A 24,213-nucleotide genomic window follows, 5' to 3' on the forward strand; every position below is an offset into this window, starting at 1 on the left:
GATTTCAAGTTTCAGGAAGGTGGCAAACGAGAGAGTCCGATGAGCTTACACCGGTAAGTGATTCGGGTGAGCGCGGGCCGCTAATACACCTGCAACGTGAAAGATGAAGGTTACACGCACCGGAAAAAGAAAGGAGCGACAGATGCCTCAAATTTCTCGGCAAGAATACGCGGGTCTATTTGGCCCAACTACGGGCGATAAAATACGTTTGGGTGATACCAATCTATTTATCGAAATCGAAAAAGACCTGCGTGGATATGGTGAAGAGTCGGTGTACGGTGGTGGGAAATCGCTGCGTGACGGGATGGGCGCAAATAACCATCTGACCCGCGATAACGGTGTATTGGATTTGGTTATCACCAACGTCACCATTGTGGATGCCCGTTTAGGGGTGATTAAAGCTGACGTCGGTATCCGCGACGGTAAAATTGCCGGTATCGGTAAAAGTGGTAACCCCGGGGTGATGGATGGGGTGACGCCCGGCATGGTGGTGGGGGTCAGTACCGATGCTATTTCCGGTGAGCATTTGATTCTCACTGCCGCTGGTATTGATACCCACATTCATTTGATCTCACCACAGCAGGCGTACCATGCGCTGTCTAATGGTGTTGCAACTTTCTTCGGTGGCGGCATTGGCCCAACCGACGGCACTAACGGGACGACAGTCACACCGGGGCCGTGGAATATTCGCCAGATGCTGCGCTCCATCGAAGGTCTGCCGGTTAACGTCGGCATTCTGGGAAAAGGGAATTCCTACGGGCGTGGCCCACTCTTGGAGCAGGCTATTGCCGGTGTTGTGGGTTATAAAGTCCATGAAGACTGGGGGGCGACCGCTAATGCTCTGCGCCATGCATTGAGAATGGCGGATGAAATGGATATTCAGGTTTCGGTTCATACCGATAGCTTGAACGAATGTGGCTACGTAGAAGACACTATTGATGCCTTTGAAGGCCGCACTATCCATACTTTCCATACCGAAGGTGCCGGTGGGGGGCATGCACCTGACATCATTCGTGTCGCCAGCCAGCCTAACGTACTGCCAAGCTCGACTAACCCAACCCTGCCATACGGCGTCAACAGCCAGGCTGAGTTGTTCGACATGATTATGGTGTGTCATAACCTCAACCCGAACGTGCCGGCTGACGTCTCCTTTGCTGAAAGCCGTGTGCGGCCGGAAACCATCGCGGCAGAAAACGTGCTGCATGATATGGGGGTTATCTCTATGTTTTCCAGTGACTCGCAGGCGATGGGGCGTGTCGGGGAGAACTGGTTGCGTGTGATGCAAACGGCTAACGCGATGAAAACCTCACGCGGAAAGTTGCCGGAAGATGCGCCGGGTAACGATAATTTCCGCGTACTGCGCTATGTGGCAAAAATCACCATCAACCCCGCAATCGCACAGGGTGTCAGCCATGTCATCGGCTCCGTCGAAGTGGGCAAAATGGCTGACCTGGTACTGTGGGATCCGCGTTTTTTCGGGGCGAAACCTAAAATGGTTATCAAAGGCGGCATGATCAACTGGGCGGCAATGGGTGATCCAAATGCTTCATTACCGACTCCGCAACCGGTGTTCTATCGCCCAATGTTTGGCGCAATGGGAAAAACCCTGCAAGACACCTGTGTCACCTTCGTTTCTCAGGCGGCACTGGATGACGGTGTGAAAGAGAAAGCCGGATTGGATCGTCAGGTTATCGCGGTTAAGAACTGCCGGACCATCTCCAAACGTGATCTGGTGCGTAATGACCAAATGCCAAACATTGAAGTTGATCCAGAAACCTTTGCGGTGAAAGTGGATGGGGTACACGCCACCTGTGAGCCGATAGAAACGGCGTCAATGAACCAGCGCTATTTCTTTGGTTAATAAAAGCTTTGGTTAATAAAAGCTTTGGTTAATCCGATGTAGGAGCATTAATCCAGCTCGCCTGTAGTCAGTATCACTCCGTTCCCAGTACGGAGGCAGATATTCTCTGGGAAGGGTGTCATCGAAACGGATTTCATGGCTACGGGCGGCGGCTGTTGGCGATGAAGCTATGCAAGGAGTCTTATGATGCAAAAAATCAATAATATGATTTTGATCGAGCACGTTCTGGGTAATGTAAAAAAGATCCGGTTTGGCAGGAAAAACTTAAACATGCCACTCTGGATCTGTTAGTGCTGGATCAGCGGGAAGCGCAGAAAAGCCGCTGCCGCAAATCCACCACTCATGGGCTGGATCTGGGTATTTCTCTTGACCGAAACGTGGTGCTTGCCGATGGCGATGTGTTGGCCTGGGATGAAGAAACCAACGTTGCCGTCGTGGTGCAAATCAATTTGCGTGATGTGATGGTGATTGATTTAAGTGAACTGAAAAGCCGTTCACCGGATGAATTAATTAAAACCTGTTTTGAACTTGGCCATGCGCTGGGGAACCAGCACTGGAAAGCTGTCACCAAGAATAACGAAGTGTACGTGCCACTAACCGTTGCCACCACCATGATGGATTCAGTGATGAGAACGCATGGTTTCCAGCATTTGCCTTTCCGTTTTGTCAAAGGCGGAGAGATTTTACCGCAGCTCAGTAACTCTGAAGCACGTCTGCTGTTTGGTGGTGCCGAGGACAGCGATACCCATGTTCATGTTGCCAGCCCTCTGGATGAACCTCATGGCTCTGGTTTACATATTCACGCTATTCACTCCCACGGTGATGGAGATTCGCATAATCACGACCATGACCACAGCCATAGTCACGGCGATCACGACCACGATCATAAACACTGATTCAGGCAATGAGGCACCGTAATGAATGCATCAGATCTGATTCGTATTATGCAATTTGGTGATTCCGTGCTGCCGGTCGGGGCCTTCACGTTTTCCAATGGCGTGGAGTCTGCCATTCAAACTGGCGTCGTGCGAGATGTACCGACGTTAAAAGGCTTTGTTCTGACGGCGCTGAAACAAGCAGCCAGTTGTGATGGCATGGGGGTGGTTGCTGCCCATCGTGCGGTGATGGCTAATGAACGCGATGGCATTATTCGCGCTGATTGGGCGGTGAATAACCGTAAGTTGAATGAAGAAAGCCGCCTGATGGCAACCCGAATGGGGAAAAAACTGGCGGAAATGTCAATCCATGTGGTGCAGCACCCGCTGATCAGTTGGTGGCTGGAACAGATAAAAAGTGGCAATACGGCGGGAACCTATCCTGTGACTCAGGCAGTGGTGATGGCAGCACAGGGAATAGGGCAGCGAGAGGTGGTGGTGATGCACCAATACGGTGTCGCGATGACTATCTTGAGTGCGGCGATGCGGTTAATGCGCGTCACTCACTTTGACACACAACATATCTTGTTTGAGTTGAACCATGATATTGAGAAGTTCTGTGATATTGCCGAAATCGGCGATATCGAGCAGATGTCTTCTTATGTCCCGATTGTGGATGTTCTGGCGGCGGTACATGTCAAAGCACATGTTCGTCTCTTTAGTAACTGATTGATCAATAACTGGTTGATCGAACACGAATTCTGAGTGCTGGGCGCGTTTGTTAACCAGGCACATCGTTGATATCAGATAAAATTAAGAGGATAACCCCGTGAATAGCCATTCAACCGATAAACGTAAAAAGATCACCCGCATTGGTATTGGTGGCCCGGTAGGTTCAGGTAAAACCGCCATTATCGAAGTCATTACACCTATTTTGATCAAGCGGGGTATCAAACCACTGATCATTACCAACGATATCGTCACCACCGAGGATGCCAAACAGGTGAAACGCACCCTGAAAGGTATTCTGGATGAAGAGAAGATCCTTGGGGTAGAAACCGGTGCTTGCCCACATACTGCGGTGCGCGAAGATCCCAGTATGAACATTGCTGCGGTAGAAGAGATGGAAGAGCGCTTTCCTGAAAGCGATTTAGTCATGATTGAAAGTGGCGGTGACAACCTGACACTGACTTTCAGCCCGGCACTGGCAGACTTCTATATCTATGTTATTGATGTGGCTGAAGGTGAAAAAATCCCACGTAAGAATGGCCCTGGTTTGGTTCAGGCAGATATTCTGGTTATCAATAAAATCGATCTTGCGCCTTATGTGGGGGCCAGCCTGGATGTGATGGAAAGTGATACCAAAGTGGTGCGTGGTGAGCGCCCTTATATCCTGACCAATTGCAAAACCGGGCAAGGCATTGAAGAGCTGGTGGATATGATTATGCGTGATTTCCTGTTTACTCACGTCCAGCCTCAAGGAGCCAACGCATGACCTCGCAGAGCAAGAATATCGTGGAGACTCCTTCACGGGTTCGCGCTCACGCATTGGGTGTTAACGCGCCGGAATTAGCGAAGTATCAGGACGAACCGGCGCAGATGCGTAGCGGAGCGGTAGGGAAAAGTGGCTATCTCAAACTGAGATTCGCCAAACGTGAGCATCGTAGTATTTTGGCGGAAATGGAGCGGCGGGTGCCCTCAATGGTGCAAAAAGCACTGTACTGGGATGAAGAAATGCCCGAACTGCCGTGTATCACCATGATTTCGACGTCAGGGTGTATTCTGCAAGGTGACCGTCTGGCCACTGACGTGATTGTCGAGGAGGGGGCGTGCGCCCATGTCACCACGCAGTCGGCGACCAAAGTTCATATGATGAATGCCAACTATGCCTCGCAGATACAGCATTTTACGGTGGAAGAGGGGGGTTATCTGGAATTTATACCAGACCCGCTGATTCCACATCGTAATTCGCGTTTTATTACTGATACCACCATTAATATTCATCCTACGGCGACGGCGATTTATTCAGAAGTGCTGATGTCTGGGCGGAAATATCACCATGCGGACGAACGATTCGGTTTTGATGTTTATTCCTCCCGAGTGGCGGCACACGTTTTTTTGGGTAAAGAACAGCCCACAGGTAAAGAGCTGTTTGTTGAAAAGTATGTACTGGAGCCGAAGTCAGAGAGCCTTGATGCCATCGGGGTAATGCAGACATTTGATGTGTTCGGCAACGTGATTTTACTCACGCCCAAAGAGCATCACGACCGCATTCTGGCGCGGGTTCCTGCCCATTTTGATGTCAAAGGTGGTATCGCCAGCGGAGCGACACGCTTACCGAATGATTGCGGATTAGTGTTTAAAGCACTGGGAATTGATAGCGCCGGTGTTAAGAACGAAATTCGACAGTTTTGGAAGATAGCCCGTGAGGAAATTCTCGGCGTGACATTGCCGGAGAAATTCTTGTGGCGCTAAGGTGTTGCCCAAAAGTATTGGCGTTGCAGCAAAACATCGTTGCAACAATAGATGGGTGCAACAATAGATGGGTGCAACGATAAGTGAGTGCAGCTAATACAGTTGCGGCTTCAAGTTAGAAGGGTAAAATAATGAACGCGAAAACGGGCAATCAATTCGGCTGGGCACAACTGTGTGCTTCGAATGTTTTCATTGAATTTATCGATACAACGCTGCGCGGCTGTGCTCAAGTCATGTTTCAGAATAACCCTCTGACTGGGTTACTCTTCTTTATTGCCATATTTGTTGGTGCTTATGGTGAAGGAAGCCCGGCGGTGGCCTATGGCTGTGTTTTAGGCACCATCGTTGCTACTCTCACCGGCTTAGCCATGCGCGACCGTAAATCATGGCGCGCAGGGCTGTATGGCTACAATGGGTGCTTGGTGGGCGCAGCTCTGCCCACATTTTTAGTGGCTACTCCGGTGGCCTGGGCCTGCATTGTGTTGGGTAGTATCGTGTCCGTGATCGCTACTGTGTGTATTGCCGATATTTTAAAAACCTGGAAAGTTGCGGCATTGACCGCCCCCTTCGTCTTCACGACCTGGATGATTTTACTCGCCAGCTATGCCTTTACCGGTTTGCATAGCAGTGGCTTACCGACACCGACGTTGCCGCAACAATTAATCTCTGAGCCCGGCACCATTTTTGGTGGTGGCAATGTTTTTGTCAGCATGTTTAACGGTATTTCTCAGGTGTTTCTATTCAGTAGCTTGGTCGGAGGGATTATATTTGTTATCGGATTAGCTGTTGAATCTTTATGGGCCGCCATCTTTGCCCTTTTAGGCGCGTTATTAGCGATCTTTACCGCTGCTTTTCTCGATGCCAGCCCTCACAGTATTCATGCCGGGCTTTATGCTTTTAGCGCCGTATTAACCGCAATTGCTTTAGGATCAACCTTTAATCAACCCAGTTGGCGTGTTCTGACTTACACCATCGTGGGGGTTATTTTTACTGTGTTGGTGCAGGGGGCTATGAATACTTTATTGTCACCCATTGGTATTCCAACCCTGACCATGCCGTTTGTTTTAGCCTCATGGCTATTTCTGGTTCCTAATAAAGATGTGATGCCAGCACATCGACAATAACTATTTCACTCTGGACGCTTTGTTCTGAACATTTTATCCGCAGGACGGTTGATAATAATCTGGAGTGCGAACATGACAACAGTGACAGAAAAAAGAGTGGCGTTTGGTAATCAGCAAACTAAATGTCGCGCCATCTACCTGCTTATTGGTTTATTGGTTGTTAATGGACTGGCTTGGGTTTGGGCTTTTAGTGAGTTTAATAACAATGCGGTACTCATGGGAATGGCCTTTTTGGCATACAGCTTTGGCTTGCGACATGCCGTCGATGCGGATCATATTGCGGCTATCGATAATGTCACCCGTAAACTGATGCAGCAAGGTAAAACACCGATTGCCGTTGGCACTTTTTTCTCGCTCGGCCATTCCACCATTGTGATATTAGCTTCACTAGCGATTGCCGCAACAGCGATGGCGTTCAAAAATGATATGGTGTGGTTTCGTGAAACCGGAGGTTTGATTGGTACGCTGGTGTCATCGGTGTTTCTACTGTTATTCGCCTTTCTTAATTTAACCATCCTAATTTCAGTCTATAAAAAATTCAAAAAAGTCAAAGCAGGCCATGTCTATCAAGAAGAAGAACTTGATCTTTTAGTTGTGAATAATGGTGGTCTATTAGCCAGAATCTTCAGACGTGTATTTAATATGGTCAATAAAAGTTGGCATATGTATCCAGTCGGTTTCTTATTTGGTTTAGGTTTTGATACCGCCACAGAAGTGGGCGTATTGGGTATTTCCGCAGCCAGTGCAGCTCATGGCATGAATTTGTGGTCGATTATGGTATTTCCAATTTTATTTGCTGCGGGCATGGCATTGGTCGACTCACTTGATAATTTTGTGATGATCGGAGCTTATGGTTGGGCTTTCTCCAAACCGGTACGGAAATTGTACTATAACATTACCATCACGGCAGCTTCCGTGATTATTGCTTTCTTTATCGGCGGAATTGAAGTATTGGGATTAATTGCAGATAAAATGAATCTAACTGGAGGGATTTGGACACCGATTAATAATATTAGTGGAAGCTTAGGTGAGATAGGTTACTGGATCATTGGTATGTTCATATTGTGCTGGTTAATTTCCGCAATTAATTATTATGTTCGTGGTTATGATAAATTAAGTATTAATCGTTAATTTACAATTTAATAAAAAAGGCGCTTAAATTAACTTAATAAGCACCTTTTTTGTAAGGTCTATATTGACAGGTTACATATGTTTTTTAGCAAAACCTAAGATATCCTGCTTTATTTCAGAGAGTTTGCTTTCAGGTGATTTTTTACAGACTTCGACCACTTTGGGCGTCACTATTGTATCAGTCTCATGAAAATCAACATAATCACCTTTCTTATACTGAGTATCATCATTTAATACCCAATAAACTACCGGAGTAAATGACTTAGGATTCAGATCCAGGAATTCTTTGCAGGTCATATCACTGGGGGTTGTACCGGTTGCTTTAGTCGCGGTGGGAGTAGCTGCAAAAGAAGTTGCAGCAACTGAAAGCAGTAAACCAGTCAATGCAATATTACGAAGTGATTTGTAGGACATGCTTATTTCCTTATTTATCTGTTAAATATGATTAGATATTTAAGATACTTAAATTAAGGGTGATAGATATCACTCAAGTCTACGAACACTAGCATTTATGATATGCCAGATACCGTTATATTATTAACCAAAAAATCATTAATGCCAACAGTTACCCTGTCATTTCACTTGTTATTGAGTATGGATAACTTTACAAGATGTAAAATTAATATTGCGATTTGGATGCTTGTAAAATTAACGAATTGTCATTTGATTATAATCAAAAACAATTAAATTCATCCATGATCTTTGTGGTTTTTTTATCTATACTTAAGTTACCTATAACAATTTTAGTCACTCTATTGATGAAAATATTACAGGAAATTAAGTCTAAGTTATCGATCCCCATTTTTTTGGCTATATTGGTAGCCATTAATGGGTATCTTATTTTAAGCCCCGTACTCCATCGAGCAATCTCTCACTCAACCGATGCAATAAATAATTTCAGCACTTGGAAGGATGCGCTCAGTTTTCTGGAACTATTCGAAATACCACGTTTTATGATCGGTCTGGTATTGATATTTATGGCATTTTCATTATCGATGAAAGTGCGCACGGCATGGTTTTTCTCGGTATTGTTACTGTTTACCATTGTTATTATCAATCTCTATATTCTTAAAGATCATAATAGCCTCACGACGTATTCCAGCATAGTTATGCTGGCTCTACTCTTTTATTGGCGTAAGTTTGATTATTATAGTCTCGGCAGTGCTACGTTCTTTGCTATCGTCAGTATTGCTTCATTGATTGTCTATAGCATGTTGGGCACCCTTTATATCGGTGATCAATTCTCGCCGGTAGTCACTGATTTACCTACGGCTTTTTATTTCGCAATTGTTTGTATGTCGACCGTGGGCTTTGGGGATATTATCCCGCATACCACGCTGGCGCGGATGTTTACGCTTACAGTAATTATTTCTGGTATCACGGTCTTTGCTGCTTCAGTGGCTTCTATTGCTGGGCCAATTATCAGTGATAATATCAAACGGATAGTTAAAGGTAGGATATCTCACGTGGAACGTAAAAATCATTTTATTATTGTCGGTACCAACTCTCTGGCGCTGAATGTATATAACGGTCTGCGTGACCGTGGTGATGATGTCACGGTAGTGTGCGCAGTGGGAGAACAGCACGGTTTTCCTGCCAATGCAGATATTATCGAAGGCGACCCTTCCTCAGTTGCCACATTGAAATTAGCAGGTGCAGCTAAGGCTAAATATATTATTGCGCTATGCAATAGTGATGCTGATAACACCTTCACTATTCTGGCAGCGAAAGAAATTGCTGGTGAGTTCACTAAGACATTGGCATTAGTCAATGAAACTCAGAATATGCAGAAAGTGAAACGAGTTAACCCTGATATGGTGTTCTCATTGCCGTTATTGGGAAGTGAGTTGTTGGTTAGAACCTTGAATGGCGATACTATCAATAATGACCTTATTACTGAAATGTTTTTTGGTAAATGCGTGAAGCTGGATTAATTCTGGTATCTGTTACTTGGGTGTATTTATGCTGAACACCCTCATATCGAGGGCGTTTTATTTTCTATCTCACGACGACGATGTTAATGCCGTTATTATTAGGCCGTTGCCGGGGGATCTTTAGGTTTTTCTTTTGTCCCGATCATTAAACCTAACTCTATAGCAATAAAACCAACAATAAGACTGGTGACCAAATAACAGATTGAGACTAAAACCCCAGTGGGAGTTTTCATCATTTCGACGGCACCGAATACAAAACTGGAGAATGTTGAAAGCCCTCCCATAATTCCTGTGCCTACCATCAGATGCACATATTGGTTGATCTTCCCATTCTTAAAGAAAGAGGTCGCTAACCCCAATAAGAATGCCGCAATTATATTGGCGATGAAAATATCCATTGGGAAACCATCTGCCAGTCTTGGTACTAACAGCATAATAAACTCACGACACATCGCACCAAAAGCACCACCGACAAAAACCAGAATAACAAGATTTGGCATGATAACTCTCTCCGATTAATAAATTAGTTTTCTGATTAATAAGCCAACCATGCGCCAAATGCCGCAGCTGCCAGACCAACGACTACAGAAATAATTAGATAGCCGGCAGCAATGGCTCTGCCTCGTGCGGTAGCAAGTTTTGCCGCATCTAATTGCATACTACTAAAGGTGGTGTAGCCGCCTAAAATACCGGTTAATACCGCAGCATTCATTACATCACCATAGCGATCACGCCAGTCAACACTGAATAGAATACTCAGGTAGCCGATGACAAATGCACCTGAAATATTGATAAGAAACGTACCGAGAGGAAATTTCCTTTATATATTTTGCCTGCACTGAGTCCTATCCACCATCGTAAAATCGAGCCGACACCTCCTCCAAGCCCTACCCACATTATATCGATTGCAGTCATAATAATATCCTTATAGCTATCCATCACAATAGGAATAATTGTAGTATAAATAGATGAGGTCAACGATATATAATATAACTTCGGGAAGCACTTCGGTATTATAATTTATTAATTAATAGCCAGCATCTAACCGTAAGATGGTTATTTAACTGCGGTAAGACCTATTTTCAGTAACTTACCGTCACTCTCATCTGTTAACAGGTAAACATAGCCGTCAGGCCCGACGCGGACATCACGGATGCGCACGCCTCGCTCGCTCAGTAGACGCTCTTCAGCAATCACTTTATCGCCCTCTAATTGCAAACGAATCAACTCTTTTTGTGCCAGTGCGCCAATAAACAGTGAATGTTTCCATGTCGGAAATCTATCTGCATTATAGAATGCCATCCCGCTGATACCAGGCGAGATCTCCCAGTAATAAGCCGGTTGCTCAGTACCGTCCACATAGGCACCCTTGGCCTCAGGGATCGGCAAACCCGAATAATTAACGCCATGTGTCGCCAGTGGCCAGCCATAGTTTTTGCCAGCTTGTGGGATATTGTTCTCATCACCCCCTTTAGGGCCGTGTTCATTTTCCCACATCACACCACTCCACGGGTTCAGCGCCAGCCCCTGCGGATTACGATGACCATAGGACCAGATCTCAGGTCTGGCCGATGATTTATTCACCAAGGGATTGTCTGTAGGTACCTTACCATCGAGGGTCAGCCGCACGATTTTACCTTGATGTAGGCTCAGGTTTTGCGCGGTAGGGCGCTGATTATTCTCGCCAAGAGTAATAAACAGATGACCCTGTTCATCGAAAGCCAGTTTGCCACCAAAATGGTTTCCGGTAGACAGTTTCGGCTGCTGACGGAACAACACCTTAAAATTCTCAATGGCGGTATGCTGTGGATTAAGACGGCCATATCCCACAGCTGTGCCTGCTTTACCATCCAGACCAACTTCTGCAAAACTCAGATATATGCGGTGATCTTGAACGAAATTCGGTGATAATGCGATTTCTAGTAGGCCACCTTGTCCGTTGGCATACACTGGCGGCACGCCGATTAGTGGCTCAGACAGTTTCTTCCCTTGCTGCCACAAGCGCAGTTGACCTGATCGCTCAGTGATCAAAATGCCACTGTTATCGGGCAGGAATGCCAGTGACCAAGGGTGATCTAGCCCATTCTGTAATTCCATTACTGTCAGTGCCGGGGCTGCAAGCGTAGACATCGAAATAAACACGCCGAGTAATAATCCTGACAAGCTGTAACCCAGTGTATTATTCCCAAATATTGTCATCCGCCACTCCATAAATGTGCAATCACCCGTTAACTTTAGAGTATTAAGGGAGAATCAGCTATTCGCTGTTGTCGGCTCACGACGTCTATCGGGCGATGTTCTACATACTGTCGATTAAATCGGGGAGTGATTCCGGCCACCGTTTTCTCTGTCACTTCAAACAGTTGAAAAATTTGCCAAACAGATAAATTTCCCTAACTTATCCTCATCTGAACTTTTATTGTTTTTACTGTTGAATGTTCTACATCGAGATCTAAAAATAAAAACTAACCATATGAAATACAAATGATTTAAACTTAATTCGTCAAGCAAAAAAATAAACAATTTTGCGATAAACATCACATTCTAATCGCTGAGAAATGTGAACGTCATCAATGTAGGAAGTCAATGAGAGACGATTGTGGTAGGCCGCGAATTACTGTCTTATCTATCAACGCCGTATACTGACGACAACCAGAAACAATGGGGATGGGCAAGGTGGCAATGAAACAAAGATAAAGGGAATTTCACCATTGCACTGGCATATGAATCACTCGTGTCTTTTGAACTTCAAAAGGTGTTGGTATGGAAAAGAAAAAGATCTATCTGTTTTGTTCTGCCGGTATGTCCACCTCGCTACTGGTTTCTAAAATGAAAGTGCAGGCGGAAAAATATGAAGTACCCGTGATCATCAATGCCTACCCAGAAGCGCTGGCTGCGGAACGTGGTACTGATGCAGATGTGATCCTTCTGGGGCCGCAGATAGCTTATATGCTACCTGAAATATCAAAAATGTATCCGAATAAGCCGGTTGAAGTGATCGACACTCTTCTCTACGGCAAGGTAGATGGTTTGGGGGTATTAAAAGCAGCTGTGGCCGCAATAAAAAAAGACAAAACAATAAGGGGATCACTGTGAGCGCATTTATTAATTCTCTGGAAAAGGTTGTTTTGCCTTTTGCTATTAAAATAGGCAGACAGCAACACATCAATGCCATCAAAAATGGATTTATCCGGTTGATGCCATTAACCCTGACCGGGGCCATGTTCGTTCTTATCAATAATGTGTTCTTAAGTTTTGGTGAAGGGTCATTTTTCTTCTCAATGGGCGTAAGATTAGACGCTGATACAATAACTATGCTGAATGGTTTTAAAGGAATTGGTGGCAACGTTTATAATGGTACGCTCGGTATTATGTCGTTAATGACACCATTCTTTATCAGTATGGCCTTGGCTGAAGAGAAGAAAGTTGATCCTCTGGCTGCGGCGTTGCTGGCGATCGCGGCCTTTATGACGGTCACTCCGTACAGCGTGGGTGAAGCCTATGCGGTGGGGGCTAATTGGTTGGGGGGGGCCAATATTATATCCGGTATTATCATTGGCTTGGTGGTAGCAGAGGTCTTTACCTTTATCGTGCGCCGTAACTGGGTCATCCGCCTGCCGGATAGCGTTCCAACCTCTGTTTCCCGTTCATTCTCGGCATTAATTCCCGGATTTATCATTCTTTCCATTATGGGCATATTGGCCTATACCCTCGGATTATACGGCACCAACTTCCACCAGATCATTATGGATACCATCTCGGCTCCGTTATCGAAAATGGGCAGTGTGGTGGGTTGGGTGTATGTCATGTTCTCCTCGCTGCTGTGGTTTTTCGGGATACACGGTGCAATGGCCCTCTCTGCATTGGAAAGTGGCATCATGATGCCATTTGCCTTGGAAAACGTAGCCACTTATACCCAATATGGTTCAGTCGCCGCCGCGATGGCTGCCGGCAAAGAGTTCCATATGTGGGCCAAGCCGTTTGTTGACTCCTATATCTTCTTAGGCGGTACAGGGGCCACACTGGGTTTAGTTATCGCAATCTTTATTGCCTCCCGTCGCGAAGATTATCGTCAGGTGGCAAAATTGGGTGCTCCGGCGAGTATTTTCCAGATTAACGAACCAATCTTATTTGGCTTACCTGTCATTATGAACCCGCTGTTCTTTATACCGTTCATTTTGGTTCAGCCTGTATTAGCGATTATCACTTCAGTGGCTTATTACACTGGCTTTATTCCGCCAATCACCAATATTGCCCCTTGGACCATGCCGGTTGGGTTAGGCGCATTCTTTAATACTAACGGCAGTATTGCCGCGATGTTATTGAGTTTATTCAACTTAGGGATTGCCACACTGATGTATCTGCCGTTCGTGATTATTGCCAATAAAGCGCAGAGCGTGATTGATAATGACGTTGAAAGTGAAGAAGACGTGGCTAATAGCCTGAAATTTTAATGAGTAGCCCTTGTCGTACCGGTGTGGAGGTTGGAATGAAATATCAATTTTCCGATGATTTTTGGTGGGGAAGCGCCACCTCAGCGACGCAATCTGAAGGCGCGTCACTGCAGGACGGTAAAAGCAAAAATATTTTCGATTACTGGTATGAAATTGCACCGCAACGTTTTCATGGTGAAATCGGCCCTGAAACCACCTCCACCTTTTACGATAATTATCAGCAAGATATTTTGCTGTTAAAACAACTTGGGCATAACACCTTCAGAACATCTATTTCCTGGTCTAGATTAATTCCCAGTGGTGATGGCGAGCTTAATCCCCAAGCCGTCACCTTTTATAACGCGGTGATTGATACTTTATTGGCTAATGGAATTACTCCGTTTATTAACCTCTATCATTTTGATATGCCACTGTGCATGCAATATAAAGGGGGATGGGAAAGTCGAGCGGTCGTTGACGCATATGCTCGCTATGCTAACCTCTGCTTTACCTTATTCGGTGATCGCGTTAAACATTGGTTTACTTTTAATGAACCGGTAGTGCCGGTTGAAGCCGGATATCTGAATGACCTGCATTATCCGTGTATCGCTGATTTTAGCCGTGCGGTGACGGTGGCTTATCACAGTGTACTGGCTCACGCCAAAGCGGTAGGAGAGTATCGGAAACTGGAGCAGGGCGGGGCTATCGGTATTATTTTAAATCTTACCCCGACCTATCCGCGCTCAGACAGTGAGCAAGATAGGGCTGCCGCCAACTGTGCTGATCTACTGCTTAACAGAAGTTTTCTTGATCCTGTGACCAAAGGAGCATATCCCGACGAACTGATCGCATTGTTACAGCAATATTCACTGTTACCACAGATTGACCCCGGTGATTGCCAATTAATTGCCAGCGGAACGGTGGATTTGCTCGGTGTTAACTATTATCAGCCCAGACGAGTTCAGGCACTGGACGCCCAGCCGCAGCCAGGGCAAGTGCAAACACCGGAAGATTTATTCAGTTTTTACTCGATGCCGGGGCGGAAAATAAATCCTCATCGTGGTTGGGAAATCTATGAGAAAGGGCTGTACGACATTCTGAAAGATTTGAAAGACAATTATGGCAATATCCCCTGTTATATCTCAGAAAATGGGATGGGAGTGGAAGGGGAAGAGCAGTTTATTACGCCATCTGGCATGATTGATGACCAATATCGCATTGATTTTATTCGCGATCATTTGAAATGGCTACATCGGGCGCTACAGGAGGGCTGCAATTGCAAAGGTTACCATCTCTGGACTTTTATCGATTGCTGGTCGTGGCTTAATGCTTATAAAAATCGCTATGGCTTAGTCCGATTGAATCTCGTCGACCAGACTCGGATACTGAAGAAAAGCGGCTATTGGTTTGCGGATGTGGCCAGGCAAAATGGTTTCAATTAACGGAGAGATAAGATGTTTGATTTAGATTCTATTACTGATAGCGCAGCACAGAGCGATGCGCTGGAAAATGTGGTCATGGGCTTGATTATCAATGCTGGTCAGGCACGCAGCCTCGCTTACAAGGCACTGAAAAGCGCCAAAACCGGTGATTTTGTACAAGCCGATGAACTGATGGCACAATCTCGCCTTGCGTTGAACGAAGCGCATCTGGTTCAGACTCAACTGATTGAAGCTGATCAGGGCGAAGGGAAAACCAAAGTCACGCTGGTATTAGTCCATGCACAAGACCATTTGATGAACGCCATGTTAGCTCGGGAATTGATTGTCGAGTTGATTGAATTACACCAAAAAATGCACTGATATTGGTACGGAATATCGGCTATTTTGAACGATAGAGTGAAGGTAAATAAGATGGACGTCAGATTAGTACGTCAAAAAGACTTTTTTAACGGAAAGGAATTCCATCTATTTATTTATAATAAAACGGAAAGTGCCACCGGCTTACATCAGCATGATTATTATGAATATACCTTAATATTAACCGGCATGTGCTACCAGGAAGTTAATGGAAAAAGAGTCTTTTTAGAACGTGGCGATTTTGTTTTTATCCCCTTGGGTTCCCATCATCAAAGTTTCTACGAATATGGTGCAACACGCATTTTGAACGTTGGGATCAGTAAAGCCTTCTTTGAAGAGCACTATTTTCATTTATTGTCACGCCCCATTGTGGCTTCGCAGGCATACCGCCTGAAAGGTAATTTTCTTTCCTATATTGAATCAGCGATTTCTGCTCCGCATTTTCGTGAAGATGAGCTTGTTGAACTGGTCGAGCTACTGACATTTTACGTAACTAACCGTATCAGCCACTATAAAGAAACCGAAACTAACGATGATATTCCGCAGTGGCTGAAGAGTACTGTCGATAAAATGCACGATAAATCGATGTTTGGTGAGAAAGCGCTGATTAATATGGTCGAGCTTTCCGGAAAAACTCAAGAGTATCTTACTCGAGCGACGCGGCGTTATTATCAAAAAACACCGATGCAAATTATTAATGAAATGAGAATTAATTTCGCTAAAACCCAACTTGAAGTCACGAACTATTTAGTCTCGGATATTGCCTTTGAAGCGGGTTATAGCGATACCACGTTATTTATCAAAAACTTTAAGAAACTCACCTCCTTCACTCCAGGGAATTACCGCAAGAAGTTTTACTGTGTCGGAGAGGAGTTGTCTCATTAGTTTTCCGGCCCGCTATCTTTATCGGAATGTATTTATAAGGTGTCATCAATGGAAAAGTTACTTATTGTTAATGCTGATGATTTCGGTCTGAGCAAGGGGCAAAACTACGGCATTATTGATGCGTTCCGGCATGGTATTGTCTCATCGACTACGGCGATGATGAACTGTGCGGGTATTTATCATGCAGCGGAACTCAGCGCACAAAATCCCAGCTTACCGATAGGGCTGCACTTTGTACTAACCTATGGTCAGCCATTAACTGCGATGCCATCTTTAGTTGATGATAAAGGTAAGTTGGGCAAATGGTTGTGGCAGCGAGCTGAAGCCCGAGAGTTGAATCTGGATGAGATAGCGCAAGAATTGACAGCTCAGCTTGACAAGTTTGTTGAGGTTTTTGGCCGCCGACCAACGCATATTGACAGTCATCATCATGTGCATATGTTACCGCAAATTTACCCGTTGGTTGAGGCCTTTGCCCGCGAAAAATCCCTGCCACTGCGTATTGATCGTGACGAAGTACAACAACGTGGTGTTACGCTCAATAATCCTCGCAGCAGCGAGTGGTTCGATGCGGGTTTCTATGGCAAGGAATTATCAGAACAACTGTTTTTACAGCGGTTGGAATTAGCCGAACAACGTGGAGTTAATTCGTTAGAGATAATGTGTCACCCGGCACTTATCGATAATATTTTATTAACCAGTAGTTACTGTTATCCCCGATTGACTGAACTGGAAATTCTCACTTCACCGAGCTTAAAACAAGCCATTGCACAACGCGACTACCGCTTGGGATCATATTCGGATTGCTAAGTTTTATATAAGTGAAAGGCATTTGGTATAAACACAAGCAGTTTTAGGTGTATATAGACCGTGTTGGACACGGAGGAAATACCGGTATATGTGGGTCTTCTATCAAAGGCTAAAAGGGCATAGAATGACTTTTCCTTTCATGTATAAGAAAATTTTAAACAGTAAGTTGATAGGCTACATTGTGGGTGTTTTGATTGCGATTGGCTTTGGCGAAAGTTTTATTACTACTCGAGAAGAGGCTGAGAGGTTCGCTAAATAATTCAGTAATCACGCTAAGGCTGCCTTCTACTGTGGCCTTTCACTGCTCGCAACCAAACAATAGCTGTTTGAACATGGGCTGAGTCTGCATTTTTGGGTAATACTGTGCGTAGCGCAACCCTGTTCTAATAAGAACGCAGTTCGGGGCGAAAAAAATCCGCCCCTCTCTATTACTGTAATGCCTTTAAAATTTGCATCGCGGTTTTTACCCGCTCGGTATTCGGATAGTTTTTATTCGCCAGCATAACGATTCCTACCTGCTTTTCAGGGATAAAGGCGACATAAGCGCCAAATCCCCCCGTTGCTCCCGTCTTGTGAACCCATGATGCATCCACACGAGGATGTGATTTTGCATCCTGCACCTGCTGCGGTCCAAGAGCGACCTTGTTATCGGCGCCATTAACTATCATTACGGCCTGATCTGGCCAGTTAAGCATCTCCCAGCCTAGCCCCTGATATAATGCATCGGTGCGATAAAAGCGCGTTTGCGCCAGATCCAAAGCTTGCTGTAACGTCTTATCTGCAACCTGTTGCGGGTTCATATTCGCCTGCATCCAGCGCGACATATCTTTTATGGAAGACTTCACTCCATAGGATTCTGCATCCAGCATTCCCGGTGATACACGCACGGGTTTGCCCTCATGGTAACCCCAGGCGTAAGTATTTTTGACCTCATCCGGCACGGTAATAAAGGTGTGATTGAGCTTAAGCGGAGTAAATACACGTTGTTGCATGGCTTGTTCAAAGGAAAGCCCGCTTGGTTTTACTGCTAAAACCCCAAAAAGACCGATACTGCTGTTTGCATACTGACGCGTCTTCCCAGGTGACCATTGTGGTTGCCACTGTTTATAGAAGTTTACCAACTCATTCTCGTCTGTAACTGCATCCGGAACCTGTAACGGCAAGCCACCTGCGCTGTAAGTCGCCAATTGCAGCAGAGTGATGTGACTCCACTGTGGTATGTTAAGTGCTTGCCAGTATTTGCTGGCCGGATCGTTAAGCGCAATCTCGCCTTTTGCTACGGCTACGCCACCCAGTACACCGGTGAAGGTTTTACTCACTGAACCCAGTTCAAAGAGTGTGTCTTCTGTCACCGAGCGACGCTGTTCTTCATCGGCCATACCCCAGGTGAAGTAGTAAGGCTGACCTTTAACGACCACTGCCACCGCCATACCGGGTATACCTTGCTGCTGCATCAGCGGTTTTATTGCCTTACTAACGGTAGTTGCCACATCAGGGGCTGCTGCGATACTCATAGAGCACACTGATGCCAGTACTGTCGCTATCAACGTTTGAGAAATTAATTTCACTGTTTTGAACCTTCTGGGTTGTTATTGCGCGTGCAGTTTGCACCATTTGACAGACCGTACAAACTGTTATTTTTGCGCTGGGGGACGCTGAATAGGTTAATCAATGCTTTGTATTTAGTCATAAAAATCGAGTTCAACTTTGTTTGGTATACCTAAACGTATACCAATGCAGGAAAGTGACACACCAATAAGCATGTTTTCCTAATATTCACTATCACTGATATGGAGTTTGACGAAGAGAAAAAACGGATAGGTTGCTTGTGTCTACGTATAGCCCATATAGTTTTCAGCAAGTGAGATATAATTCCACCTCTGGCACGAGGACGCCTTTTATGCAGTGACAGTGCGTCATACTTCGAGCGAGGAGCAGACACTATAACCATCTTCAGCTCTTGTGGCTTAAGAAATAATACAAGCGGTGTCTCTGGGGAGAAGTTGAAGAGCAACATCTATCATTTTTCTTATCGGATAATGCCTGTATGGATGATAGTTTCGACTTAAGGAGGAATTAATGTCTCACTCGTCATCAAAAAGAAAGGTTTTGGATACATCATGCCCCTTGACGCACAGAGCATCCCACGTACCGAGTTGCATTAACCAAGTGGCTAATTGATTGGGAATTGCCTACGGCGAGTTTTTGATAAAAGTTTAGAAAGATACATGGGCAAGTGTGGTATCGCTGCTTATAGAAAATGAGTTGATGAAAGCGGTTAACTATATGGAAAACCTTTAGAAGCAGGCTACTGTGAGCGAAAAGAATGATTTTAACTAATTATGTGTAATAAAGTGATGCTCAAAATGCAACCATCACTTTATCTCCTGAATTCAATGTCTAAGCAGATACAAAATTTTTCAAAAATTCCTCTAGTGCTTCCCCTGGGTTGTCAATCTCGGAAGAAATCATACTTATTCGCCACTGTTCTAGTATCTCTTCCTGGATTGGATTGGGCCGAGGTGAAAAAATATATGATTTAGGCTGTGCCTCTTCGAGATTTTGTTCTTTCCATAGTTTAGATAATTTATAGAAAAGAAGTCTTATATTAATGTCTGAAAGGCTATACCCAATAAATAGCACAGACTTACCGAGGACGTCGGCTCTGAATTTTATGTCTAATGGTGTTTCAAACTCCAGGCGTTGAAAGTAACTTGTTTCATCGAGAACGATGGAACTATCATCATCAAAATCCCCATGGAACTTAATGATTTGAGTTTTGTTGTTATCAATCTTAGCTATATCAGAAACCGAAGCTATTCTTATGAATTGTTTTCCATAGTTTTCTAATGAATTTTCTATCCAACGATCATAGTTTGTCGTATATATTATCGGGAAATTGGCTTTTGCAATGTATTCATGTACTTTTGATTTATTTATATCTATGTCATTAGAATGCCACTTCCTGTCCATCCAACTTCTAAGTGGACCTATTTTACCAACTTTTAATTTATAATACTCAGCTAATTCAAGCGCACTTCCGAATGTACGATATATATCCGGATCATAACCCAACTCTGTCGCAATATGGTCAATAAGTTGATTCCATGACGGCAAGCCTAAATTCATTGAAACTCCAGCGCCGACAAAAAGAATAACATTTCCCCTTTTATAGTCAGCAAGTAACTGTTCCATCATTCTCACTCTCCTAACAAATAATTTTTAAATTTATCAAACGCTTTTTTTCTCATGGAAATTTCATTTTTCATTTCCCCCATTTCGGCAAATGTCTTGCTTTCCCCATCAGGAATAAATATACAATCCCACTGAAAATCTCGAGGACCTTTTGGCACCGGGGAGATTTTTCCATATACCTCACCTTCAAATATATGTATTTTCATCGAATCACAATATCCAATGATTGTTTTAGCTATTAATTTTGGATTTTCTCCGACACCTAATAGCTTCGAAAAATTATCGGCTTGAAGTTTGTCCCAAAATATTTGAGTCAAACCGCCTGGGAATCCGTTTAAGCTTTCGATGTACAATCCTGTGTGTTCAACAAAAACTGGCCTCCCTACTAATTTGAAGGCTTTTAAAAGCTTATCTCTAATGAGTGCCTCTACATTTTCTGTTTGAATTTCATCTATGGAGTGTTCTGCGGCAATAATAGACACCCCTGTATTTTCAAGGAGTGATTTTATCTCCTTTATTTTATGTCTGTTTTTAGTTATGAATCTAATATTCATTTTAAACCTTCTAAAAAAGTATATGTTTTCTGAGTCTTATACATTTCATGTAAGTTTTTTTTGTTGTTAGTTTCTCTCATAAAAACAAGGTAGTCCTCGCTAAGACTTGAAGCATGAATCGCTGGGTTATCAGAGCATAAAACAAATGGTACATTATACTTTATCATTTCATTCACTGGATGAGATTCAAGTTCAGGTACGGCTTTTGTTAATCGATTACTTATAGGGCAAACCTCTATACATATATTTCGGTCAATAATTAGGTCCATAATCTCATGAGATTTAACAACTGCAGTGCCATGTCCAATGCGATCAGCTCCATAATTAATTACTGCATCTTTTATATTCGTATAGTTTCCAGTTTCTCCTGCATGGATTGTTATTCCTAGGCCGTACGAATCTTTTGCTTCGCGAAATAATGCCGCGGTGTCTCGTGGTGGTTCAATATCTTCATTGCCAGCCAAGTCCAAGCCAATAACATTTTTAGGACATCCTAAATTTTTGTAGGCATTGATAAGAGAACGTAAATGTTCAGAAGTATATTCACCACGAGTTACTGTTAAAATAAGACCAGCTTGAATATTAAATTTATTCGAGCACGCGTCTATCTCTGTTAGCACCCATTCCAAAGCATCAGTAACAGAAATATTATTTAAAAGCGCTATATAAATAACACTATTTCGTAACTCTACAAACTTAATATTATCTTCTAAAAGATTTAAGAAGGCACTTTCAACAATTAATTTCAAGTCAAATCTACTTATTGGCACTAACCTTAATAGATTCCAAGGTTTTAGGTACTCAACAAGTGAACCTGCAGGGCGAATTGTATTAAGGTCAGTATCCAAATCACATTGATTCAGTATTTCATTATCAGTTTTCTCCAATAATTTTTTAATTACCGAAGTGCTCACCAAACCGTTTAGATGAACATGCAACTCTCCTTTGTCCAACTTTCGAATCTCACTGCAGTCCATTTTTTAAACACCTCTTTAATGTTTTTTTATTCATTGTCCGATCCTGACACGGAGGAGCCGGTTATGACGGCCTCCCACAGTAGTCATGCGCGAAAAGTGACTATAATCCGAAATCCAGCTCCATTAAGAAATCAAAACCCTGGAGAATATCTCACAGGAGACATAGCACCTTTCTTTCTGAGGTCATCAGGGATCTTCTTACCTAAATAAAGCTGCGTGATCTCAGGAGATGCCACACTACCCCGGAATCCAAAGCGGGAACTTTGAGTCGCTTCAAACTCATCGTCTGCATCCCATGAGGGTATCTCTGGGAAATTCTCAGGGGTAGACTTGAGCCACTCATCAGCGATATATACGCCCCTCACTATTCCTCTTACTGTCGCCAGTATGACTTCAGCCTTACGAGCGCGTTCAACGCTGACACGCCAGCTAAAACGTACAGCATCATAGAGGGCAATATCCTTTGAACTCCTGTTAACCGATATCATCAGGGTCTTATGTTGGAACGTAATTGTTTCAGGTTGGTACGTAGCGATTAACTCTTTGATGTGCGCAGCACCGAATTCATTACTGCCAGAACCGTTCATGATGTTAGTTAAACCGGGATAGGCGTCTATGAGTGCTGCTTCAACCTCGTAAGCGGTCTTTTCTTCAGCCATGCCGTGCCGATGGATAACATGGATAACCTCAAGACCTGCTAATCTGATCTCTCGAAGTTGCTTGAGTTTGTTACTAAGTAACTCATCATCATCCACTGCTGCAACCTCACCACGCATATGAGCAAAGACACGATTACCTTTCCCTTTTCCTACGTAGAACGTACTGCCATCCCTCGGGTCAATCAAGCGGTATACATACCAGCCAAGATGTTCGATTACTCCCGATGGAAATTCATTAATATCCATATAACAACGCCTACAATTTAACTTATGAGTCACAAAATAAACACAATGCTGTCGATTGACAACTTATAGTCCTCGCTAGTTAGCATTATGATTTTTTTACAGCGAGGAACAAGCAATGTCTGCTTTTGGCACAAAGGCGACTGTCAGATTAGATTTCGCTTGGTTTAACAAGAGGGGCTGGAGCTTATTCCTGTGGCTTACAATTTATAATACTGAGGGTTACAGCATATCAATAGTGTTACTAGATCAGTTTTATTGCTGGGTTGAGATTCGGCTTATTCATGGTCTTATTTCACTACTGGAGAAGGCGGGTGAACAAGCTGACTGAACTGGAACAGCCTTAGCTAAGCGCACGTGACGGCCAATAAACAGGATGAGTTGTAATAACAGCTGTACTTGTCTGTAATATTGAATTTGTCTGTCCAATTGGCTCTCATATCTTCAGTGTACGGTGATCTACCATGTCACTCAAATTTTGCTTTGGTGGCACTCTATTCAACCATGTTGGTAGGGTAGCTTGTAGCATCGTGGAGTTATCTCTTTACAAAGGACATTTTGAGGTGTCCTTTGTGCAGAAATAATTTGGCGCGAGTGTTTACTGCAAAGTGACTAATTCACATCATAATATTGTGGATATATTTGTTTTTTCAACGATATCAGAGCGCATGCGTATATCGATTTTAGGATCTGCCTTTGTGGGGCGTCCCATTTTTTTCTTTTTTTTTCTAGCTCACTAAAAAGAAACAAGCTTGATGTTTGGATCTTCAAGCAGCTTCGCGTCAGGATCGGTAGCAACGGCTTTTCTGATCTCTTTGTCTTCCTCTGGGGTTGGAAGAATAGTACCAGGCTTAAGAGTTGGCATATCTTTGCACCTCATCATACTGAGTTGTAGAATTATTTTACCCTACTGCTAAAAAATATAAATAGCGGTTTAGCTAATTGTTTCTAAGATGTATTATCTTGCAATATATTTATTTAAGTGATGATTTCACTGTTAGGACTGTTATATTAAAAAACTTGCATGCATTTAACTTCTGGTTAAATTATTAGTTTATTAAACTATATAATATTTTAATTTGTATTGTGAGATGTATTTAGTATCGGAAGTTTACCGAGTTATTATCATCTTTTGGGATCCTTATAGAAGGTTAGTAACTAATTTATATTGTTATTAACCATTAGTTGGTTAGTCAAGGTAAGGCCAATAGCCAAAACGTCGTTATGTACCTGTGATAAAACCAGCACCAAGCCTAAA

At 43.8% G+C, this 24,213-nt stretch carries 22 protein-coding genes and 2 pseudogenes; 14 read left to right on the forward strand and 10 right to left on the reverse strand.

The window, feature by feature from the left end; all coding sequences use genetic code 11:
- Positions 1–142: 142 nt before the first annotated feature.
- The 7 genes and pseudogenes from YALDO0001_RS11280 (at position 143) to YALDO0001_RS11310 (ending at position 7,466) form a co-directional block, all read left to right on the forward strand.
- Positions 143–1,861, forward strand: a complete 1,719-nt coding sequence (locus YALDO0001_RS11280; RefSeq protein ID WP_004703230.1) for an urease subunit alpha — start codon at positions 143–145, stop codon at positions 1,859–1,861.
- Between the two features lie 204 nt (positions 1,862–2,065).
- Positions 2,066–2,757, forward strand: a pseudogene (ureE, locus tag YALDO0001_RS11285) (urease accessory protein UreE).
- Positions 2,758–2,778: 21 nt separating this feature from the next.
- Positions 2,779–3,465, forward strand: a complete 687-nt coding sequence (locus tag YALDO0001_RS11290) for an urease accessory protein UreF (RefSeq protein ID WP_004703237.1) — start codon at positions 2,779–2,781, stop codon at positions 3,463–3,465.
- Positions 3,466–3,565: 100 nt separating this feature from the next.
- Positions 3,566–4,231 (forward strand): urease accessory protein UreG, encoded by a 666-nt coding sequence (gene ureG, locus YALDO0001_RS11295; RefSeq protein WP_004703238.1) that lies wholly within the window; start codon positions 3,566–3,568, stop codon positions 4,229–4,231.
- Entirely contained in the window at positions 4,228–5,211 is a 984-nt protein-coding gene (locus tag YALDO0001_RS11300; protein ID WP_042839856.1) for an urease accessory protein UreD, read from the forward strand. The genes ureG and YALDO0001_RS11300 overlap by 4 nt, the downstream gene beginning before the upstream one ends.
- Positions 5,212–5,342: 131 nt before the next feature.
- A complete protein-coding gene (gene yut / locus YALDO0001_RS11305; RefSeq protein ID WP_004703240.1) occupies positions 5,343–6,335 on the forward strand; it encodes an urea transporter in 993 nt (330 codons plus the stop codon).
- A gap of 72 nt (positions 6,336–6,407) precedes the next feature.
- A complete protein-coding gene (locus tag YALDO0001_RS11310) occupies positions 6,408–7,466 on the forward strand; it encodes a HoxN/HupN/NixA family nickel/cobalt transporter (RefSeq protein ID WP_004703241.1) in 1,059 nt (352 codons plus the stop codon).
- Between the two features lie 72 nt (positions 7,467–7,538).
- Here YALDO0001_RS11310 and hdeB read toward each other — a convergent pair whose 3' ends face one another.
- The gene (gene hdeB, locus YALDO0001_RS11315; RefSeq protein ID WP_042839858.1) at positions 7,539–7,880 is read right to left on the reverse strand and encodes an acid-activated periplasmic chaperone HdeB; all 342 of its coding nucleotides are present in this window, start codon (positions 7,878–7,880) and stop codon (positions 7,539–7,541) included.
- Positions 7,881–8,224: 344 nt separating this feature from the next.
- Between hdeB and kch the strand changes: the two genes are divergently transcribed.
- On the forward strand, positions 8,225–9,400 hold the full coding sequence (kch, locus tag YALDO0001_RS11320; RefSeq protein WP_042839880.1) for a voltage-gated potassium channel protein: 1,176 nt from the start codon (positions 8,225–8,227) through the stop codon (positions 9,398–9,400).
- Between the two features lie 98 nt (positions 9,401–9,498).
- Here kch and crcB read toward each other — a convergent pair whose 3' ends face one another.
- The 3 genes and pseudogenes from crcB to YALDO0001_RS11335 all read right to left on the reverse strand — a co-directional run bounded on the left by crcB (position 9,499) and on the right by YALDO0001_RS11335 (position 11,599).
- Positions 9,499–9,900: a fluoride efflux transporter CrcB gene (gene crcB, locus YALDO0001_RS11325; RefSeq protein ID WP_004703245.1), complete on the reverse strand. Its 402-nt coding sequence runs from the start codon at positions 9,898–9,900 to the stop codon at positions 9,499–9,501.
- A 35-nt stretch (positions 9,901–9,935) separates the two neighbouring features.
- Positions 9,936–10,315: pseudogene (locus YALDO0001_RS11330) on the reverse strand (fluoride efflux transporter FluC).
- Between the two features lie 141 nt (positions 10,316–10,456).
- Positions 10,457–11,599 carry a PQQ-dependent sugar dehydrogenase gene (locus YALDO0001_RS11335; protein WP_042839859.1) on the reverse strand — a complete coding sequence of 381 codons (1,143 nt, stop codon included), beginning with the start codon at positions 11,597–11,599 and terminating at the stop codon, positions 10,457–10,459.
- Between the two features lie 564 nt (positions 11,600–12,163).
- Here YALDO0001_RS11335 and YALDO0001_RS11340 point away from each other — a divergent pair.
- The 6 genes from YALDO0001_RS11340 to chbG are packed head-to-tail and all read left to right on the forward strand — an operon-like array spanning position 12,164 to position 17,327.
- The gene (locus tag YALDO0001_RS11340; protein WP_004703251.1) at positions 12,164–12,496 is read left to right on the forward strand and encodes a PTS sugar transporter subunit IIB; all 333 of its coding nucleotides are present in this window, start codon (positions 12,164–12,166) and stop codon (positions 12,494–12,496) included.
- Positions 12,493–13,854 (forward strand): PTS N,N'-diacetylchitobiose transporter subunit IIC, encoded by a 1,362-nt coding sequence (gene chbC, locus YALDO0001_RS11345; protein WP_042839860.1) that lies wholly within the window; start codon positions 12,493–12,495, stop codon positions 13,852–13,854. The genes YALDO0001_RS11340 and chbC overlap by 4 nt, the downstream gene beginning before the upstream one ends.
- A gap of 35 nt (positions 13,855–13,889) precedes the next feature.
- Positions 13,890–15,275: a glycoside hydrolase family 1 protein gene (locus YALDO0001_RS11350; RefSeq protein ID WP_042839862.1), complete on the forward strand. Its 1,386-nt coding sequence runs from the start codon at positions 13,890–13,892 to the stop codon at positions 15,273–15,275.
- A 12-nt stretch (positions 15,276–15,287) separates the two neighbouring features.
- The gene (gene chbA, locus YALDO0001_RS11355) at positions 15,288–15,635 is read left to right on the forward strand and encodes a PTS N,N'-diacetylchitobiose transporter subunit IIA (RefSeq protein ID WP_004703255.1); all 348 of its coding nucleotides are present in this window, start codon (positions 15,288–15,290) and stop codon (positions 15,633–15,635) included.
- A 36-nt stretch (positions 15,636–15,671) separates the two neighbouring features.
- The gene (gene chbR, locus YALDO0001_RS11360) at positions 15,672–16,517 is read left to right on the forward strand and encodes a transcriptional regulator ChbR (protein WP_261006269.1); all 846 of its coding nucleotides are present in this window, start codon (positions 15,672–15,674) and stop codon (positions 16,515–16,517) included.
- 48 nt (positions 16,518–16,565) lie between these two features.
- Positions 16,566–17,327, forward strand: a complete 762-nt coding sequence (chbG, locus tag YALDO0001_RS11365; RefSeq protein WP_004703259.1) for a chitin disaccharide deacetylase — start codon at positions 16,566–16,568, stop codon at positions 17,325–17,327.
- A gap of 428 nt (positions 17,328–17,755) precedes the next feature.
- Here chbG and ampC read toward each other — a convergent pair whose 3' ends face one another.
- From ampC to YALDO0001_RS22215, 6 genes are all read right to left on the reverse strand, one after another.
- A complete protein-coding gene (ampC, locus tag YALDO0001_RS11370; protein WP_004703263.1) occupies positions 17,756–18,841 on the reverse strand; it encodes a class C beta-lactamase in 1,086 nt (361 codons plus the stop codon).
- An 886-nt stretch (positions 18,842–19,727) separates the two neighbouring features.
- Positions 19,728–20,525 carry an SIR2 family NAD-dependent protein deacylase gene (locus YALDO0001_RS11375; RefSeq protein WP_004703266.1) on the reverse strand — a complete coding sequence of 266 codons (798 nt, stop codon included), beginning with the start codon at positions 20,523–20,525 and terminating at the stop codon, positions 19,728–19,730.
- Between the two features lie 2 nt (positions 20,526–20,527).
- Positions 20,528–21,076, reverse strand: coding sequence for a non-canonical purine NTP pyrophosphatase (locus tag YALDO0001_RS11380; RefSeq protein WP_042839864.1), 549 nt, complete (start codon positions 21,074–21,076; stop codon positions 20,528–20,530).
- Positions 21,073–22,053 carry an amidohydrolase family protein gene (locus YALDO0001_RS11385; protein ID WP_004703271.1) on the reverse strand — a complete coding sequence of 327 codons (981 nt, stop codon included), beginning with the start codon at positions 22,051–22,053 and terminating at the stop codon, positions 21,073–21,075. The genes YALDO0001_RS11380 and YALDO0001_RS11385 overlap by 4 nt, the downstream gene beginning before the upstream one ends.
- Before the next feature lie 131 nt (positions 22,054–22,184).
- Positions 22,185–22,958 (reverse strand): LEM-3-like GIY-YIG domain-containing protein, encoded by a 774-nt coding sequence (locus YALDO0001_RS11390; RefSeq protein ID WP_042839865.1) that lies wholly within the window; start codon positions 22,956–22,958, stop codon positions 22,185–22,187.
- 733 nt (positions 22,959–23,691) lie between these two features.
- Positions 23,692–23,820, reverse strand: a complete 129-nt coding sequence (locus tag YALDO0001_RS22215; RefSeq protein WP_289844115.1) for a hypothetical protein — start codon at positions 23,818–23,820, stop codon at positions 23,692–23,694.
- Between the last annotated feature and the right edge of the window lie 393 nt (positions 23,821–24,213).

The organism is Yersinia aldovae ATCC 35236, from assembly GCF_000173735.1.
Lineage (GTDB): Bacteria > Pseudomonadota > Gammaproteobacteria > Enterobacterales > Enterobacteriaceae > Yersinia > Yersinia aldovae.